Below are 16,516 nucleotides of genomic sequence, written 5' to 3'. Positions count from 1 at the left end.
TTGCCCCGGCGGGGGAGCCTCGCTCCGGACGTGCAAAGCCCGCGCCGTATGCATCCGGAAGGCGCATCACAACTCGGCGAGCCCGGGAGAAAACCTGCCCTAGCCTTGCACCGCAGGTCCTGAAGGCAGTCCGCCGCGCATCATGTCCGGGCTACGAGCGACGAAAGCACGCTAACCAGCACATCCGCGTCGAGCGGCTTTTCCCAATGCGGCACATCCCGGAAACGCGGCGGCAGGGCACCCCGCGCATAGCCCGTCGCGATCACGAAAGGCACGCCGCGCTCGGACAGCGCTTCGGCGACTGCGTAGCCCGCCTCACCGCCGAGATTGATGTCCAGGACCGCGAAGTCGATCATCCCCGTCCCGGCGACCATGTCGAGCGCGCGCTCTCGCGTCGGCACGGGGCCGATCACCTCCGCGCCCGCGCCGCGCAGCGCCTCGGCGAGGTCGTCGGCGATGAAGAACTCATCCTCGACAACGAGAACCCGACGGCCGATCAGCTCCACTTCTGTCTTTGAAACTGTCACTGGGATATCCGCTTTCTGCTTGTGGATAACGCAGCGGCTAATCGCGCCGACGGGACAATAACGTATGTTAAGGCAGCAAGATGCCGGGACGGTAGGAGTTTGCCCGTACACCGGGAACAAAATGACCAGTCACCTGATTCGGAAGCTGGAGCAGTTCACCAAGCTCTCCAGCAAGGACAAGCACGTGCTGGATCAGGTCTCGACCGAGGGCCTGCGGCAGCTCGGAGCCCGCGAGGACATCATCCGGGAGGGCGAGAGGCCACAGGCTGTCAACCTCATCCTCTCCGGCTGGGCTTGCCGGTACAAGTATCTGGAGGACGGGCGGCGGCAGATCATCGCCTTCTTCCTCCCCGGCGACCTCTGCGACAACCATGTCTTCGTCCTGCGGGAGATGGATCATTCCATCGGGACGCTGACCCCGGTGACGATCGCTCAGATCCCCCGGCAGCGGATCGAGGAGGTGTCGCTCCACCATTCCCGGATCACGCAGGCGCTCTGGTGGGAATCCCTGGTGAACATGGCGATCCAGCGGGAATGGACCGTCAGCCTTGGCCAGCGCGACGCGTCGGAACGGCTCGCGCATCTGCTCTGCGAACTCTTCCTCCGCTTGCGCGGCGTGGGCCTGACCGATGGCGACAGCTGCGAGCTGCCGGTCAAGCAGGCGGAGTTGGCCGATGCGCTCGGCCTCTCCACGGTTCATGTGAACCGCACGCTCCAGGAGCTGCGGGCTGCCAAGCTGATCGTCCTCAAGGGCAAGATGCTGACCATCCCGAACCTGGAGGCGCTCCAGGACGTCGCGCAGTTCAGCCCCAATTACCTGCACCTCGACCGCGAGGGCCGGCATCTCGACGCGAACGACTAGGTGCCGTTCCCTGGCTCGCGGGCAGCTCTAGGGTCACCAGATCGGGAGACAGGCGCTTGAACGACGAAGCCGAGGCGGATCGCCCGAGGGAGTGGCTCATCGGCGGCGGCTTGGCAGGGAACGTCATCCGCACCCGCGACTGGTCCGCCACGCCCCTCGGCCCCCGTTCGGAATGGCCGGTCGCGATGCGGACGGCGCTCGGAATCCTGCTCTCCTCCCCCGCGCCCGGCTTCATGCTCTGGGGCGGACCGATCCTGCTGCACAATGACGCCGCCGCCGCCCTCATGGCCGCGCCCCGGCCCGACATGCAGGGGCTTCCGCTGCCCGAGTCCTGGCCCGAGGCCTGGGTCCTGCTCTCGCCCATGGCCACGCGGGTCTTTCAGGGCGGCGAGGCAACGTCCCTCGACGGCATTGCGCTGCCGGGCCAGGACGATGCCGCGGACCGTCGCTTCACCCTCTCCTGCACGCCCCTGCTCGGCGAGACAGGGCGGGTGGAGGGCCTCTTCGCGAGCCTCGCCGAAACCACCCCGCCGGTGAGGGTGGCGGTCCCTCTTCTCGAAGCGGTCCCGCATTTGGTCTGGCGCTCCGCCGCCGGTGGGCGATGGCTCTGGTCCGGCTCGCTGTGGAGTGCGTTCACGGGCCAGTCCGAGGCCGAGAGCCGCGGCTTCGGCTGGCTCGATGCGCTTCATCCCGATGACCGACAGGCCGCCCTGGCCGCCTGGGGCCGGGCCGATGCCGGCGAGGGCTTCGAGGTGGAGTTCCGGCTCCTCGATGTCAGCCAGGGCCACTACCGCTGGTTCCAGAGCCGCGCCACGCCGCTGCGGCAGGACGGCCAGGTTGAGGAGTGGCTGGGCACCTCGACCGATGTGGACCGGCTGCGCCAAGCCGAGCGGCGGCAGGGCATCCTTCTCTCCGAGTTGCAGCACCGCGTTCGCAACACGCTGTCGGTGATCCGCTCCATCATCCGCCGCACGGTGCAGACGGCCGAATCGACCGAGGATCTCGCCATGCATCTCGATGGCCGGATCAACGCCTTCGCGCGCGTGCAGGGTGCCCTCAGCCGGGATCCCTCGGCGGGGCTCGAACTGGCGCAGCTCATCGCGGATGAGCTGCTGGCTCATGCGGCGCGCGAGGACAAGCAGGTGACGATGGAGGGGCCGCCCGTGCAGCTGCGCCCGAAGGTCGCCGAAACCCTCGGCCTCGCCGTCCATGAGCTCACCAGCAATTCCGTGAAGTACGGCGCCCTCTCCGCGCCGGAAGGGCAGATCGTCGTGACATGGCGCCTGCAGGGCCCACCCGGGGAGCGCAGCCTGGAGCTGACCTGGAAGGAAAGCGGTGGCCCACCGGTCCGCCAGCCGCGACGCCGCGGCTTCGGCACCGACCTGCTGGAACGCACGCTCCCCTATGACCTGAAGGCTGAGGTACGGCAGGATTTCCATGAGGCCGGGCTATGCTGCCACATCAGCCTGCCTTGCGCGGAGTGGGTCACCCGCGGCCAGGCCCCGTAATGCGGCACCTCTATCCTGTGTGAAAGACCGGGCACCGCCCATGGCGGAAGCTTCGTGTCGCGGCGTGCAGCACGGAAAGACCGAAGTCAGGCGATGACGGCAAGCATCTGGAAGCCGATCGGCAAGGCGCCGAAGGATGGAAGCCCCGTGCTGCTGTGGTGCCCGGATGGCAGCCGGCTCCCTGGCGCCGCGCAGGACGCCCATGCGGCGGTGGGCCACTGGCACGCCGAAGGCCGCTGGGTGCTGTCCCACCCCCGGGATGGGGAGCCTCTGGACCTTGCGCCCGAATACTGGGCGCCGCTGCCGCCACGGCCGCGCGTGCGCAACATCGCGCTGCGCAGGCCGTTGGGTCGGGTGATGGTGCGCCGCTAACAACCCGATGCGCACCGCCCCCGGCAAGAGGAGACTTTCCGATGGTCACGATGGTTGGGACCGAGGCGACGCTGACCGGTCTGGTCGAGAACCTGCTGCTGCTCGAGCACGACGCCATCGCCGCCTATGAGCAGACGATCGAGCGGCTGGAGAACCCCGCCTACAAGGCGAAGATCGCCGAATTCAAGGCGGACCACGACCGGCATGTGCAGGAGCTGACGGCGCTCGCCACCAGCATCGGCGCCACACCCTACCGTGAAGGCGACGCGAAGCAGCTTCTCACGACAGGCAAGGTCGCGCTCGCCAGCATCATGGGGGACGCCGCGACGCTGCAGGCCATGCGCTCGAACGAAGAGGACACAGTGACGGCCTATGAGCGTGCCTCGGGCCATGCGGACGCAACGCCGGAGGCCATGGCCATGTTCCGGCGCGCCCATTCGGACGAGCTGCGCCACCGCGAATGGATGTCCAACGCCTCCGCCGCAGCCTGAATACGGAGGGGCGGCGGGGGGTGTCCCCCCGCCCCTCACCCCATTCGCCACACCAGGATGCCCGCCAGGAAAAGCAGGCAGACGACGCCGAGCGCGATGGCCAGCGGGCGATGCCCCTTGCTGGGCAGGGCGCGCGTGGCCGCCGCATCCGGCGGAATGGGGGCGTCCCGCCGCTCCCTCTCGCGCACCTCGGCCACCAGCTTCGGGTCCAGCGGCGCGCCGGCAGCCTCGTCATCGGTGCCGAGCGGCGCCAGCCCCGGATCGAGCATCGGCACCTTGTCGCCCGTCGCGCCGCTCTCGACATCGCGCTTGAGTTGCGCGGCATTCGCGCCCCTCGTCAGCGGCGCCGGGACGGGACGTGGCTCCAGTTCGGTAGGGTCGTCATTCTTCGGCATGTTCAGCCTCCTGCCCCGGTCGTCACTTCGGCGCGGAGCCGGCGCCGGTGGGGGCTTAACGCGCGTGCTCAGCCGGACGCCGGGGTGGAAGGCGAGATAACTTCGCCGCCGCGCGTCGAGGGCGGGCCCACCTGCACGGGATGATCCGTCCGCCTTCCCTGCCCGTGCCGAGGATGATCGGCGGTCGCTCACCGGCGGCCACGATCAGTCAAGGTCCAGCTCTTCCCCCTTCCACAGATAGGTGCGGAGGATGCCGTCCTCGCTCGTGGCGATGCCCACCGCGAAATGCGGGCTGTTATGCGCCCAGCCGACATGGCCGGCCCGGTCCAGGACAATGCCGCCCGCTTCGCCGCCCACGCGGCGCAACCTTGCCATCGCCAGCTCGGCGGCGGCCTGTGGGGAGCCTTCCTCGAGCGCCTGCATCACCCGCGCGGCGAGGAGGGTGCGCGCGATGTTCTCTCCGTCGCCGGAGAAGGCCACGGCGCCCATGAGATCATCCGCGTAAAGCCCGCATCCCGGCAGAGCCGAATCCCCCACCCGGCCGGCCATGCTGCCCTCCAGCCCGCCGGTGGAGGTGCCTGCCGCGAGATGGCCGTGGCCATCCAGCGCCACGCAACCGACCGTGTCATGCCCCGCATCCCCGAGCATCGGCAGGTCAGCGGATTCATCCAATTCCGCCCCATGCATCTCGGCGAAGTGGCGCGCGCCCTCGGCGACGAGCAAGGTGGGCGCCTCCCGCAGCATGAGGCGAGCGACGCTCACGGGATGCCGCACGCCGCGCAGGGCCGCGACGCCGCCGAGGTCGAGCGTCGCGCCATCCATCATGGCGGCGTCCATCTCGGTCTCGCCACCGGGCCTGCGGGCGGAGCCGCGGCCCGCGTTGGAGATGGCGTCATCCTCCAGAATGCGGATGGTGGCCTCCACCGCGTCCAGCGCCGTGCCGCCACCCCGCAGGATGGACGCACCCACGCGGAGCGCGGCGCGGCAGCCCTCGCGCTTCGCCTCGGCCCTCTCCGGCGGGATTGCCTTCGCGCCACCGTGCAGAACCAGGGCCCAGATTCCAGTGCCACCTGACATGATCAAGCCATCTCCTCGGTGCGGGCACGGGCAGCGGCGGAGGCAGGGGCGAGGCGCTGCTTCCCTCCCGCGGGATGCGGCCCGGCGCCTTGCGTCACACCGCCAGGCGGGTCCATCCCAGGCAACCGCCGGTGATGGCGGAGCGGCCAACCAGCAGCGCGCCACCGCGATACAGATCCAGCACCGAACCGCCGTCGCGGAGGTCCACGGCCAGCAGCCCGGCGGCGGGATCGCTCCAGGCGACCCGCCCACCCGCCGCGATGGCGGCGGCGAAGGCCTGGTCAGGCGTCACGCCCGAGCGGAACAGCACGAGCACCGTCGTCACGCCCGCCGGCGGCAGCGCGGCGACAGGAGCCGCGCCGAGGACGAGCAGCACCAGGCCAAGCGCGGCCACCACGCCGCGCGGCCCACCGGCCGATTGCCCCGGCGAGGGGGGACCAGGGCGCCGGCGCAGCCACAGCCCGAGCGCCAGCGGCGGCAGGCCCGTGAGGACGAGCCAGCCGATATCCCAGGTCAGCGGATCCGGCACATCCACGCGGACCCGATGGATCCCGACGAGCCAGTGGAAGACCACGACGTCGACCGCCTGCCAGGCCGCGAAGCCGAGCAGCGCCGCGCCCAGCAGGCGGCCTCCCGCGCCAGCCGGCGCCATGGCCCGCCTCGCGCCCCAGAGCAGCAGCAGCCCGAGGGTCGCGATGAGGTAGACGGCCACATGGAACATCCCATCCGCCAGGATCTGCATGCGCAAGTCGCGGAGCGCCTCACCCGGCACCAGGGACAGGAAGTGATGCCATTGCAGGATCTGGTGCAGCAGGATGCCGTCGAAGAAGCCACCCAGCGCAAAACCGAGCACACCCCCCGCCATCCCGAGGCGCATGGAGGACTCGGGGGCCGAAGCCATCATGCTTCCCGCACCAGGGCCGGGGCGGCCGCCCCTCCTCCGCGAACCGCTGCCGCGATGCGGCGCGCGCTCAGCAGCTGCCCGTCGACCGACATCTGGAGCAGGCGCGCCGCCTGGTACTCCTCGCATTCGTGGGCCAGGTGCTGAAGCCGCAGCGTGCCGGCCGAGATGCGCCCGATGGCCCAGGTGGAGAGCGCGACGAGCGAGGCGTCATCCGCCCCCGGGGCCAGCGCGAGGTCGCCCTGGCGGAGCCAGCAGCGCGCGCCCCGGGCGGAGCGGCCTAGGCCCGCCAGCACGTATTCCACGCGCCGCAAGGCCTCCTCGGCCTCGCGGCGCAGCAGGAGGAACTCCTCCCGGAGGGATTCGGCGCGGCCGGCCCGGTGCCATGCGGCGGAGCCCTGGACGAGCGCCTGGTTGCTCGCATGTGCCTCCCGCAGCCCGGCCAGCAAGGTCGAGCGCGCCGAGATGTGCTCGTTCGAACGCCACGGCCCCAGCCAGGGGCGCGGTGACGATCCGCTCAGGTTCAGCTCCGAGGTTCTCACGGTTGGTTCTCCTGCAGGCCGCGACCGCCGCAAGCAGCGCGAGCCCGGCATGCGGGCTGCCGTGGGGCCTGCCAGCTCCGCTCCATGGTGCGTCTCGACGCCAGGGACATCGCGGTCTTCCTCTCTCGCCTATCGCCGGCCAGCATCCTCTAACCTGTGTTAGGCGGCGTCTCCTGCGCCGGCCCGCTCCCGCATCGTTGATGATGCAGCGCGCGCAGGATGAGCCGGAGACGGTGCGGCGGAGGCGGGCGGCGCACACGCAACTTGCGCGGCTAGGTCGTGTTCCTCAGCCCTGACCATGATGAGAGACGACATGGGCCCCGCGCGCTTCGGCTTTCACGCCTCTCATGAACAGTTCCCGCCTTCCGAACTGCTCACCCTCGCGCAGGAGGCCGAGACGGCCGGGTTCGACTGCGGCATGTCCTCCGACCATTTCCGCCCCTGGGGCGCGGCGCAGGGGCATTCGGGTTTCGCCTGGTCCTGGCTGGGCGCGGCCATGGCGCGGACGCGCATCCCCTTCGGCGTCATCTCCGCGCCCGGCTATCGCTACCACCCCGCCATCCTCGCGCAAGGCGCAGCGACGCTGACCGAGATGTTCCCCGGCCGCTTCTGGTTCGCCCTCGGCAGCGGGCAGCGGCTGAACGAGGACATCACCGGCCTCGCCTGGCCGGAGAAGGCCGAGCGCAACGCGCGGCTGCGCGAATGCGCGGAGGTCGTGCGCGCGCTGCTCTCCGGCGAAACGGTCACGCATCACGGCCGCATCACCGTGGTGGACGCGAAGCTCTACAGCCGCCCCGAGACGCCGCCCCCTCTCCTCGGCGCCGCGGTGACGGAGGCGACCGCGGACGCGGTGGGGGCCTGGGCGGACGGGCTGCTCACCGTCTCCGCGGAGCCGGAGCAGCTGCGCAAGGTGATCGAGGCCTTCCATCGCGGCGGCGGTCGCGGCAAGCGCCTCGTGGTCCAGGTGGCGCTGAACTGGGCGCCCACGGAGGAGGAGGCGCTGGCCGGCGCATACGAGCAGTGGCGCACCAACGTCCTGGGCGGCGAGGTGAACTGGGAGCTGCGCCTGCCCGAGCATTTCGACACGGCCACCCGGCTCGTGCGCCCGGAGGACATGCGGGAATCCGTCTGGATCTCGTCCAACCTGCGCTGGCATGCGGCACGGCTCGCGGAGCTGGTCGCGCTGGGCTTCGACGAGATCCAGATCCACCAGGTCGGCCGCAACCAGCGCGCCTTCATCGAGGCCTTCGGCCAAGGCGTGCTGCCCTCCTTGCGTCGGGGGGCGGCGTGACGACGGGTTCAACCATGAAAGGGAGACGGGCATGACGACCGAGAAGAAGGCCAACCGGCACGCCGAGGAAACCGGCTCGGGCAAGGGCGGCGGCATCAGCAACGACGAGGGCACGGCCACGGGGCCGGGGAGCGCTCCGTCGCAGCCGGCGCGGCACGACAACCAGCGCAGTATCGCCGGCGGCGGTTCGGCCAAGGCCGCGAGCGGGCGGCCGGGCCACAAGACCAGTGGCTGAGCGCAGCACGCGCAGCCCCTGCAACGCCGCCGGATGAGCGGGGGCGAGGCGGGGCCGCCGGCAACCACGGTGCTGGTGCTGGGCGGCGGGATCGCCCTCGGCGCCTTCGGTGCCGGCGCCTGCGAGGCGGTCGAGGAGCAGGGCGGCGCCGACTGGCTCCTCGGCTCCTCGGCCGGCGCGCTCAATGCCGCCATCATCGCGGGCAACCCGCCGGGGCAGCGCGTGGAGGCACTCCACCGCTTCTGGTCATCGGCCTCCGCGGATCCGACGCCCTGGGCCTCCTTCTGGCTCGGCCCCCCGCCCGGCGCCGGCGCATGGCGGCGCGCGCATAACGAGACGGCGGCGTGGCAGACGCTGTTGCTCGGGCGCCCCGGCCTGTTCCGGCACCGTCGCTCTCCTGGCGAGACGCCCTCCCTCTACGACCTCGAGCCGCTGCGCCGCCGCCTGCCGGAGTTCGTGGATTTTGGGCGCCTCGGGGCAAAGGGTGCCCCCCGCCTCACCATCGTGGCGACCGATGTGGAAAGCGGCGATCGGGTGGTCTTCGACACGGCCCGCGGCGCGCGCATCGGGCCGGAGCACCTCCTTGCTTCCTGCGCGCTGATGCCGCTCTTCCCGCCCATAGAAATCGACGGGCGCTTGCTCTGCGATGGCGGCCTCGCTTCCAATGCGCCCGTCGATCTCGTCTTCGCCGAGCCGTCGCAAGGCCCGGTGCGCTGCATCGTGACGGAACTCTTCGCGCGCGCCGGGCAGCGTCCGCGCAGCCTGGCCGCCGCGGCGGGCCGCGCCGCCGATCTCGCCTTCGGCAACCAGACCTGGCGCATGATCGAGGCAGGCGCGCGCGAGCATGCGCTGCGCGCCCGTCTCGCGCAGCTTGCAGCGCAAGGGCCGGGCGCGGCGCAGGGGAATCAGGCGCCGGTGCCGCCCGTGCTGGATCTGCTCCTCCTGGATTACCGCGCCGGGCTCGACGAGGCGGGCCCCGGCAAGCCTTTCGACTTCTCCCGCGCCACGGTGGAGGAGCGCTGGCAGGCCGGCGCCACCGCCATGCGAGAGGGAGGGGACCGGCTGCAGGCACGTGGCGGCGGCACGACCCTCGCCCCTGGCTTCACCCTGTTCGAGATGGACGGAGGCGCTGCCAGGCCCGCGAAATGAGGCAAGGCTAAACTATGCAAGTGCGGACACGGCACCGTTCCGTTAGCGCCCCCGGGGTGATGGGCGGAACGACCATGGATCCCGAAGAGACGGTGTTCGAACGCGCCCTGCGGCGCATACGGGAGAACGAAGCCCGCATCCTGCAGCAGCGTGCGCTGATCGACCGCCTGGAACAGCTGCGCCAGGAGCACCTTCTGCCCGAGGCACGGCGTATCCTCACGATGATGGAGAGCAATCAGCGGCTCTTCAGCGAGCAACTCCGCGTCTTCAACCAGGATCCGCCCGGAAAGGCCTGAGCGTTACCCTCGCCGCCCGCGCTGCGGCGCCCGCGCGCCGGGCAGCGCGGCCGCGGCGGGCGCGACGCAGGCGGCCAGCTCCCGCAGCATCATCGGAACATCCCGGGACGGCCGCAGCGCGCTGAACAGGAACCCCTGCACCTCCGAGCAGCCCAGCTGCCGCAACTGCTCCAACTGTGCCTCGGTCTCCACCCCCTCGGCATTCAGGGTGAGGCCCAGCGTCGCGCCCAACGTGCTGATCGCACGCACGATGGCCGCCGCGCTGTCCGAATGCGCCAGGTCGCGCACGAAGGAGCGGTCGATCTTGATCTTGTCGAGCGGGAAGCTGCGGAGATAGGCGATCGAGGAATAGCCCGTCCCGAAATCGTCCAGCGCCACGCGAACGCCCAGGGCGCGGATGCGGCGCAAGGTGCTCACCACCTCCTGGCTGTCCTTCAGCACGATCGCTTCGGTGATCTCGAGTTCGAGCCGCTCCGCCGGCAGACCGGAATAGCGCAGGGCCGCCGCGACAGAGGCATACATGTCGCGCCCCGCGAACTGGGCGGCTGAAAGGTTCACGCCGACCCGAACGGGCTCTGGCCATGCGGCGGCCTCGGCGCAGGCCGTTCGCAGCACCCATTCGCCCAGGGGAAGGATCAGGTCGCAATCCTCGGCCACCGGGATGAACTCGGCCGGGGAGACGAGGCCGCGCTCCGGATGCCACCACCGCACCAGCGCCTCGAAGCCGAGGACGCCGCCGTCGATGGCCATCTGCGGCTGGTAGAAGAGCTCCAGCTCCTCCCGGGCCAGCGCCACGCGCAATTCCGCTTCCATGTCACGCCGCGCCTGAAGCCGGCTCGACATGCTCCAGTCGAAGAAACGGTGCGTCCCGCGCCCGGCGCCCTTCGCCTCGTACAAGGCCATGTCCGCGTGGCGCAGCAGCAGATCGGCCGAGCCACCATCACGCGGCGCGAGGGCGATCCCGATGCTGACGCCCACCGACACCGCCTGCCCGTCGATCCGGTATTCCGCCCCCACCTCACATGCGACGCGCTCGGCCAGCTGCGCAACCGCCGTCGCACTCGCGGCGCCGTCGATGAGGGCGGCGAACTCATCGCCGCCGAGGCGGGCGATCATGTCTCCCGGACGGAGGCAGAGCCGGATGCGGTCCGCTGCGGCGATCAGCAGCCTGTCTCCCACGGCATGGCCGAGGCCGTCATTCACCTCCTTGAAGCGGTCGAGGTCGAGATAGAGCACGGCGAAGGATGCGCCGGCCGGCAGCTCCGCAACGGCACTCTCCAACCGGTCCTGAAACACGGTGCGGTTGGGCAGGCCGGTGAGCGCGTCGTGCCTCGCCATGTGTCGCGCCCGGGCTTCGGCCTGGCGCCGCTCGGTCACGTCCTCATAGGTCGTCACCCAGCCGCCATCCGGCATCGCCTCGCGGGAGAGGGCGACGGACCGGCCGTCGGGCAGGTCGAGCACGGCCCGGTTCGCGTCGCGGTTGCCGTCCTGGGCGGCCGGCACGGCCCATGCGCCCGCATCCGGCACGCCGCGCCCTGCCAGCGCCGCGGCGAGGGCTGCCGCGCTGACGCCGAGCCGGGCTTCCTCCGGCGATAATCCGAAGATCTCGCGGAACCGGCCGTTGACGACCCGCAGCATGCCGTCGGCATCATAGAGGGTGAGCCCCTGGCTCATATTCGTCAGCGCGGCATCGAAGCGGGCAGCGAGGGATGCCTTCTCCCGCTGCGCATCCATGATGCGGCGCACGTCGAGGTAATGGCGCCGAACGATCGAGCAGAGCGCGATGAAATACACCGTGACGAGCGCGGCCTCGACCCAGTGCCACGAGCCGTTCACGACCCCGCCGACGGCCTGCGGCAGCAGCAGGGCCGTGATCTGCGCCAGGGCAAAACGCGGCGTGGCCGCGTTGCGCGAGGCGATGCCGCCCACGGTGCCCATGGCGAGGGTAACGGCAAGGGTCCGGCTAGCCTCATCCTCCAGGGCGACATAGCACATATAGCAGAAGGCACCGGTCACCAGGGCCCAGGCGACGCCGATCGCGAAATAGGGCCGCGCAGCCCGCAGCAGCGCGACGGAGCTGGGGTCGCGCACGCGGCGGATGGAGAGAACCACCCAGAGCCGTGCCGCCATGATGAGCAGATCGGCCGTCAGGAAGAAGAGCGGCCATTCCTCATCCGTTCGTGCCGTGACGAAGAGACAGAGCGAGAGCGGCGCGGCATGCGCCACGAAGAGCGAGGACAGGCGGTCGAACAGCGGGGCGACGAGGGAGGCGGCGGCGTCCACATGCATGCGTCCGCCCGGCATGCCGGGCACAGACCGAAGAAGCCCCTTCAACCACGCGACGAGACCGCCCGATCTGACACCCATAGGAGCAATCCTGCCGACCGCGGAAACCTATGGGAAGGGCCGTGAAGGTTTTCTGAACCCCCACGGCCCGGCGGCCCCCCCGGCCAGCGGGCGCCTATTCCTCGGCCTTGAATCCTGATTCCCGCACGATCGGCCCCATGCGTTCCCGGTCGGCACGGATGCGCGCGGCGAATTCCGCGGGGCTGCTGGTCAGGGCGCGGTATTCCAGCTTCTGCAGCGCCTCCACCATGTCCGGGCGTGCGGCAGCCGCGGCGATCGAACGTTGCAGCCCCTCCACCACCTCGGCCGGCGCTCCGGCCGGCAGCAGCATGCCGAACCACTCCTCGGCCGTCAGCGCGGGAAAGCCCAGTTCGGCGAAGTTCGGGAGGGCGGGAAGGCGCGGCAGGCGCATGGGCGCCGTGTGGGCCAGAATGCGGAGCTGACCCGCATGGTGCATTTCCGTCGCCTCGCCCAGCACCACCATCACAGCGGGGATGGAGCCGGCCAGGAGGTCCTGCAACGCGGGCGCGGCCCCGCGATAGGGCACGTGGCTCATCTCCACCCCGATCGCCTTGCCCAGCTGCATGCCCAGGAAATGCGGCAGGGAGCCGGCGGCCGGGCTGGCAAAGGGCACGGCAGCGCCCTGTGTCTTCGCCCAGGCGACGAAACCCGCCAGGTCCTTCGCCGGATGGGCCGCCGAGACGGCAAAGCCGAAGGGGAAGGTGCAGACCGGACTGACCGGCGTCAGTTCCGTCAGGGCGTCGTAGCGGAGCGTGCGAGTATAGATGTGGGGATAGATGGTGAGCATGCTGGAGGGGGTGAGAAGCACCGTCGTGCCATCCGCCGTCGCGGCCTTCACCGTTTCGATCGCCAGCCGCCCGCCCGCGCCCGAGCGGTTCTCCACCAGGATCTGCGGCGCGAAGCCCGGCCGCATCCGCTCCGCATACAGCCGCGTGACGGTGTCCGTGGAGCCGCCGGGCGGGAACCCCACCAGGATGCGAGCCGGGCGGTTCAGGAGCTGAGCATGGCCCGGGCGGGCCGCTAGCCCCGCCGCCAGGGCCGCGGCTCCGCCCAGCAGGGCGCGGCGCGCGAAGGGGGTGCGATGCATGGTTGTTTCTCCCTTGTGTTGTTTGTCCGGCGTGCCACGGCTTTCTCGCCGCGGCATCGTCCTGTAAGCCGCACTTCATGGCAGCGGACCTGGTCAGCCCTCAGGACAGCCCTCCCGTGCAGGACAAGCGGGCGGAGCGACGTGGTCCGACCGAGGCGGCGGGCGTGGACCTCTCGCCGGTCTCGCATCATCTCGGCTTCCTCGTCCGCCTGGTGCAGCAGCGGATCTTTGACGAGTTCCATCGCCGCTTCGGCGCAGAAGGGCTGACGCCGGCGCGCTACTCCGTCCTCGCCGTGCTGGCCGCCAACCCCGATGCGCGGCAGGTCGCGGTGGCGAATGCGCTGCAGATCAAGCCCTCCAACATGGCGGTGCTGATCGGCGCCCTGGAGGCGGACGGGCTGGTGGAGCGGCGGACGGATGCCGAGAACCGGCGTGCCAACATGCTGCGCCTGACCGCCCGGGGCGCCGCCCTGCACGCCACCGTCGCGCGTGAGATCGAGGAAATGGACCGGGGCTTCGCCGCGCATCTCGCGCCGCAGGAACGCGCGGCGTTGCTGGCGGCGCTCGGCCGCTTCCTGCAACCCTGATCCGCCGCCGGGCGGAACCGGCCCCCTGCACATGGCACTTGCGTTCCCTCTCCCTGACCGTATTGTTATGGACAATAACACCTATGGTCCATAGGAAACATGGAAACGTCTTCGGCGCCGAATGATCAAGCGGGCCTCGTCACCTACGACCTGCGGGGCGCGGTGGCCTGGATCGGGCTGAACCGCCCGGGTAAGCGCAACGCCATCAGCGACGCCCTGCTGGACGCCATCGGCGCGGCGTTCCGCCGTGCCCAGGCCGAGGCCCGGGCCGTGGTGCTGCACGGCCATGGCCCTTGCTTCTCCGCCGGGCTGGACCTGGGCGAGCATCGCGCCCGCTCCGCGGAGGAGGTGTTCCACCACTCCCGCGGCTGGCACGCCACCTTCGCCGCCATCCGGCGCGGCCGCGTCCCCGTCATCGCCGCGCTCCACGGCGCGACGGTGGGCGGCGGGCTGGAGCTGGCGGCGGCCTGCCACCTGCGCGTGGCGGATGAGAGCACCTTCTTCGCCCTGCCCGAGGGACAGCGCGGCATCTATGTCGGCGGGGGCGCCTCGGTCCATGTCGCGCGGCTGCTCGGCGCCTCGCGGATGGCCGATATGATGCTGACCGGCCGCGTGCTGGATGCGGGAGCGGCGGAGCGCGCGGGCCTCGTCAACTATCTCGTCCCGCCCGGCGAGGCCCCCGCGCGCGCGGGCGCGCTGGCTGAGAAGGTGGCCGGCATGGCGCCGCTCACCGTGCTCGGCGTGCTGCACGCCCTGCCCCGCATCCAGGACATGAGCGAGGAGGACGGCCTCTTCGTCGAAAGCCTCGTCGCCGCCCTGGCCCAGACGGGACCAGAGGCTGCCGCCCGGCTCGCGGATTTCATGGAGAAGCGGGGCACGAAGGTAGCCGGCCCCGGGAACTAGGCGGAAGGCGGGCCAGCCGCGCAGGGCGGACCCGGGGGACCAACCCCGGGCCGCGGGGAAACGGGAGAAGGGCAATGGGCATGCAAGCGGACGCCGACGGCGATTGGGGCTGGATTCCCGATTTCCACGTCTTTTCCGAGCCGCGCGTGCGGGTGGCGGCGCATCCGGGCGGCGGCTGGGTCGTCCGCTCGGCCTCCCCGCTGCCGGGCCACTCCCCGCTCATCACGCGCCATCTCTTCGCCTGGGCGGAGCGGACGCCGGACCGCCCGTTCCTGCGGCAGCGCTTGGCCGGCGCGGGCTGGCGCGGCATCACCTACGCCGAGGCGGCGGAGGCCATCCGGCGGATCGCGGGCACGCTGCGGCGCCTCGGCTTGGGCCCCGAGCATCCCGTCGCCGTGCTCTCGGGCAATGCCATCGAGCATGCGCTGCTCGGCCTCGCCGCACAGACCGTGGGCATTCCCTATGCCGCCATCTCCCCGCCCTACAGCCTGGCCGATCCGGAAATGGGTAAGCTGCGCCATGTGCTGGCGAAGCTGCGGCCCGGGCTCATCCATGTGGACGCGGCCCTGCCCTTTTCCCGCGCCCTGGCGCTGGAGGAAGCCCGAGGCGCCCTGGTCTTCGCCTCCGATCCAGGCGGGGTGACGCGTGCCCGCCCCTTCGCGGAGCTGACGGCGCAACCGGCCGATGCTGCGCTGGACCGGGCCATGGCGGCCGTGGACCCGGACGCGCCGGCCAAGCTCCTCTTCACCTCCGGCTCCACCGGCATGCCCAAGGGCGTGATCGCCACGCATCGCATGATGGCGGCGAACCAGGAGCAGATCGCCGAGGCCTGGACCTTCCTGCGCCACGAACCGCCGGTGCTGCTGGACTGGCTGCCCTGGAACCATGTGTTCGGCAACAGCAAGAACCTGAACATGGTGCTGCGTCACGGCGGCACGCTGTGGATCGACGACGGACGGCCGGTGCCCGGCGAAGTCGAGCGCACGCTGGAGAACCTGCGTGCCGTCTCCCCCACCATCAGCTTCAACGTGCCAAAGGGATATGAGCTGCTGATCCCCCGGCTGGAGGCGGACCCCGCGCTGGCAGGCGCCTTCTTCGCCCGGCTGCGGCTGATGTTCTACGCCGGCGCCGCCCTGCCGCCGCCGCTCTGGCGCCGGCTGGAGGCGCTGGCGGAGCGGCATGGCCGCCCGGGCGGGGTGCATATGGTCTCCTCCTGGGGGCTGACGGAAACGGCGCCCTCCATCTCCATGGTCCATGTGCCGCGCGCCGCCGTGGGCTGCGTCGGCACGCCGCTGCCGGGGGTGGAGATCCGCCTGGTCCCCGATGGGGACAAGCTGGAGGCGCGGGTGCGCGGCCCCAACATCACCCCGGGCTATTGGCGCGACCCCGAGGCCACGGCGACCGCCTTCGACGAGGAGGGCTTCTTCCGCACGGGCGACGCGCTTCGCTGGGTCGATCCCGCCCATCCCGACCATGGCTTCATCTTCGACGGGCGCCTGACGGAGGACTTCAAGCTCTCCACCGGCACGCGGGTGAATGCGGGGGAGCTGCGGATCCGCGCCCTGGCGGCGCTGAACGCGGCCGCGCGGGACCTGCTGGTGGTGGGCGAGAACCGGCAGGAGATCGGCCTCCTGCTGGTGCCACCCGATCACCGCCGGGCGGAGCTGGGCTCCCCGGCCCTCGCGGCCGAGGTCGCGGCCGCGTTGCGGGTGCTGAACGAAGGCGCCCCCTCCTCCCGCTTTATCGCCCGCGCGCTGTTCCTCCGCGAGCCACCCTCGCTGGCGGCCGGGGAGATGACCGACAAGGGATCGCTGAACCTGCGCGCCATCCTGCGCCGCCGCCCAGAGGAGATGGTGCGCCTCTATGAGGACGAGGACCCCGAGGTGATTCGCCCGTGATGGGGATGACCGGCGCGTCGGGGTGGCG

Annotated in this window: 18 protein-coding genes; 11 read left to right on the top strand and 7 right to left on the bottom strand. The window is 71.0% G+C overall.

What is annotated here, in order from left to right; all coding sequences use genetic code 11:
- Window positions 1-140: 140 nt before the first annotated feature.
- The gene (locus BUB97_RS04120) at window positions 141-527 is read right to left on the bottom strand and encodes a response regulator (protein WP_217659566.1); all 387 of its coding nucleotides are present in this window, start codon (window positions 525-527) and stop codon (window positions 141-143) included.
- 121 nt (window positions 528-648) lie between these two features.
- On the opposite strand from BUB97_RS04120, the gene BUB97_RS04115 reads away from it, so the two are divergent.
- From BUB97_RS04115 to BUB97_RS04100, 4 genes are all read left to right on the top strand, one after another.
- On the top strand, window positions 649-1,389 hold the full coding sequence (locus BUB97_RS04115; protein ID WP_073131782.1) for a Crp/Fnr family transcriptional regulator: 741 nt from the start codon (window positions 649-651) through the stop codon (window positions 1,387-1,389).
- Between the two features lie 56 nt (window positions 1,390-1,445).
- Window positions 1,446-2,897: a sensor histidine kinase gene (locus tag BUB97_RS04110; RefSeq protein WP_073131780.1), complete on the top strand. Its 1,452-nt coding sequence runs from the start codon at window positions 1,446-1,448 to the stop codon at window positions 2,895-2,897.
- Window positions 2,898-2,990: 93 nt separating this feature from the next.
- On the top strand, window positions 2,991-3,269 hold the full coding sequence (locus BUB97_RS04105; protein WP_073131777.1) for a hypothetical protein: 279 nt from the start codon (window positions 2,991-2,993) through the stop codon (window positions 3,267-3,269).
- A gap of 41 nt (window positions 3,270-3,310) precedes the next feature.
- Window positions 3,311-3,760 (top strand): DUF2383 domain-containing protein, encoded by a 450-nt coding sequence (locus tag BUB97_RS04100; RefSeq protein WP_073131775.1) that lies wholly within the window; start codon window positions 3,311-3,313, stop codon window positions 3,758-3,760.
- A gap of 35 nt (window positions 3,761-3,795) precedes the next feature.
- Here the strand turns inward: BUB97_RS04100 and BUB97_RS04095 are convergent, their stop codons facing one another.
- The 4 genes from BUB97_RS04095 to BUB97_RS04080 all read right to left on the bottom strand — a co-directional run bounded on the left by BUB97_RS04095 (window position 3,796) and on the right by BUB97_RS04080 (window position 6,675).
- The gene (locus tag BUB97_RS04095; protein ID WP_073131772.1) at window positions 3,796-4,155 is read right to left on the bottom strand and encodes a hypothetical protein; all 360 of its coding nucleotides are present in this window, start codon (window positions 4,153-4,155) and stop codon (window positions 3,796-3,798) included.
- Between the two features lie 204 nt (window positions 4,156-4,359).
- On the bottom strand, window positions 4,360-5,232 hold the full coding sequence (locus BUB97_RS04090; RefSeq protein WP_073132202.1) for an isoaspartyl peptidase/L-asparaginase family protein: 873 nt from the start codon (window positions 5,230-5,232) through the stop codon (window positions 4,360-4,362).
- 94 nt (window positions 5,233-5,326) lie between these two features.
- Window positions 5,327-6,136: a DUF2243 domain-containing protein gene (locus tag BUB97_RS04085; RefSeq protein WP_073131770.1), complete on the bottom strand. Its 810-nt coding sequence runs from the start codon at window positions 6,134-6,136 to the stop codon at window positions 5,327-5,329.
- Entirely contained in the window at window positions 6,133-6,675 is a 543-nt protein-coding gene (locus BUB97_RS04080) for a hypothetical protein (protein ID WP_073131767.1), read from the bottom strand. Before BUB97_RS04080 ends, BUB97_RS04085 begins: the two co-directional genes overlap by 4 nt.
- 313 nt (window positions 6,676-6,988) lie before the next feature.
- Between BUB97_RS04080 and BUB97_RS04075 the strand changes: the two genes are divergently transcribed.
- The 4 genes from BUB97_RS04075 to BUB97_RS04060 all read left to right on the top strand — a co-directional run bounded on the left by BUB97_RS04075 (window position 6,989) and on the right by BUB97_RS04060 (window position 9,646).
- Complete coding sequence (locus BUB97_RS04075; RefSeq protein ID WP_217659565.1) at window positions 6,989-7,966, top strand: TIGR03885 family FMN-dependent LLM class oxidoreductase; 978 nt, start codon at window positions 6,989-6,991, stop codon at window positions 7,964-7,966.
- 31 nt (window positions 7,967-7,997) lie between these two features.
- Entirely contained in the window at window positions 7,998-8,201 is a 204-nt protein-coding gene (locus BUB97_RS04070; protein ID WP_073131762.1) for a hypothetical protein, read from the top strand.
- Between the two features lie 33 nt (window positions 8,202-8,234).
- Window positions 8,235-9,350 (top strand): patatin-like phospholipase family protein, encoded by a 1,116-nt coding sequence (locus tag BUB97_RS04065; RefSeq protein WP_073131759.1) that lies wholly within the window; start codon window positions 8,235-8,237, stop codon window positions 9,348-9,350.
- A 74-nt stretch (window positions 9,351-9,424) separates the two neighbouring features.
- Window positions 9,425-9,646 (top strand): hypothetical protein, encoded by a 222-nt coding sequence (locus BUB97_RS04060; RefSeq protein WP_073131757.1) that lies wholly within the window; start codon window positions 9,425-9,427, stop codon window positions 9,644-9,646.
- A 3-nt stretch (window positions 9,647-9,649) separates the two neighbouring features.
- Here the strand turns inward: BUB97_RS04060 and BUB97_RS04055 are convergent, their stop codons facing one another.
- Window positions 9,650-11,950 carry a putative bifunctional diguanylate cyclase/phosphodiesterase gene (locus BUB97_RS04055; protein WP_073131756.1) on the bottom strand — a complete coding sequence of 767 codons (2,301 nt, stop codon included), beginning with the start codon at window positions 11,948-11,950 and terminating at the stop codon, window positions 9,650-9,652.
- A 157-nt stretch (window positions 11,951-12,107) separates the two neighbouring features.
- On the bottom strand, window positions 12,108-13,100 hold the full coding sequence (locus tag BUB97_RS04050) for a Bug family tripartite tricarboxylate transporter substrate binding protein (protein ID WP_073131755.1): 993 nt from the start codon (window positions 13,098-13,100) through the stop codon (window positions 12,108-12,110).
- Window positions 13,101-13,177: 77 nt separating this feature from the next.
- On the opposite strand from BUB97_RS04050, the gene BUB97_RS04045 reads away from it, so the two are divergent.
- From BUB97_RS04045 to BUB97_RS04035, 3 genes are all read left to right on the top strand, one after another.
- Window positions 13,178-13,687 (top strand): MarR family winged helix-turn-helix transcriptional regulator, encoded by a 510-nt coding sequence (locus BUB97_RS04045; RefSeq protein ID WP_086061888.1) that lies wholly within the window; start codon window positions 13,178-13,180, stop codon window positions 13,685-13,687.
- Window positions 13,688-13,786: 99 nt separating this feature from the next.
- Entirely contained in the window at window positions 13,787-14,590 is an 804-nt protein-coding gene (locus BUB97_RS04040; RefSeq protein ID WP_073131750.1) for a crotonase/enoyl-CoA hydratase family protein, read from the top strand.
- 80 nt (window positions 14,591-14,670) lie between these two features.
- The gene (locus BUB97_RS04035) at window positions 14,671-16,488 is read left to right on the top strand and encodes a feruloyl-CoA synthase (protein WP_073132200.1); all 1,818 of its coding nucleotides are present in this window, start codon (window positions 14,671-14,673) and stop codon (window positions 16,486-16,488) included.
- Window positions 16,489-16,516 lie beyond the last annotated feature (28 nt).

The sequence above is a fragment of the Muricoccus roseus genome (assembly GCF_900141905.1).
GTDB classification, from domain to species: domain Bacteria; phylum Pseudomonadota; class Alphaproteobacteria; order Acetobacterales; family Acetobacteraceae; genus Roseomonas; species Roseomonas rosea.
This window is presented reverse-complemented; position numbering and strand designations above follow the sequence as displayed.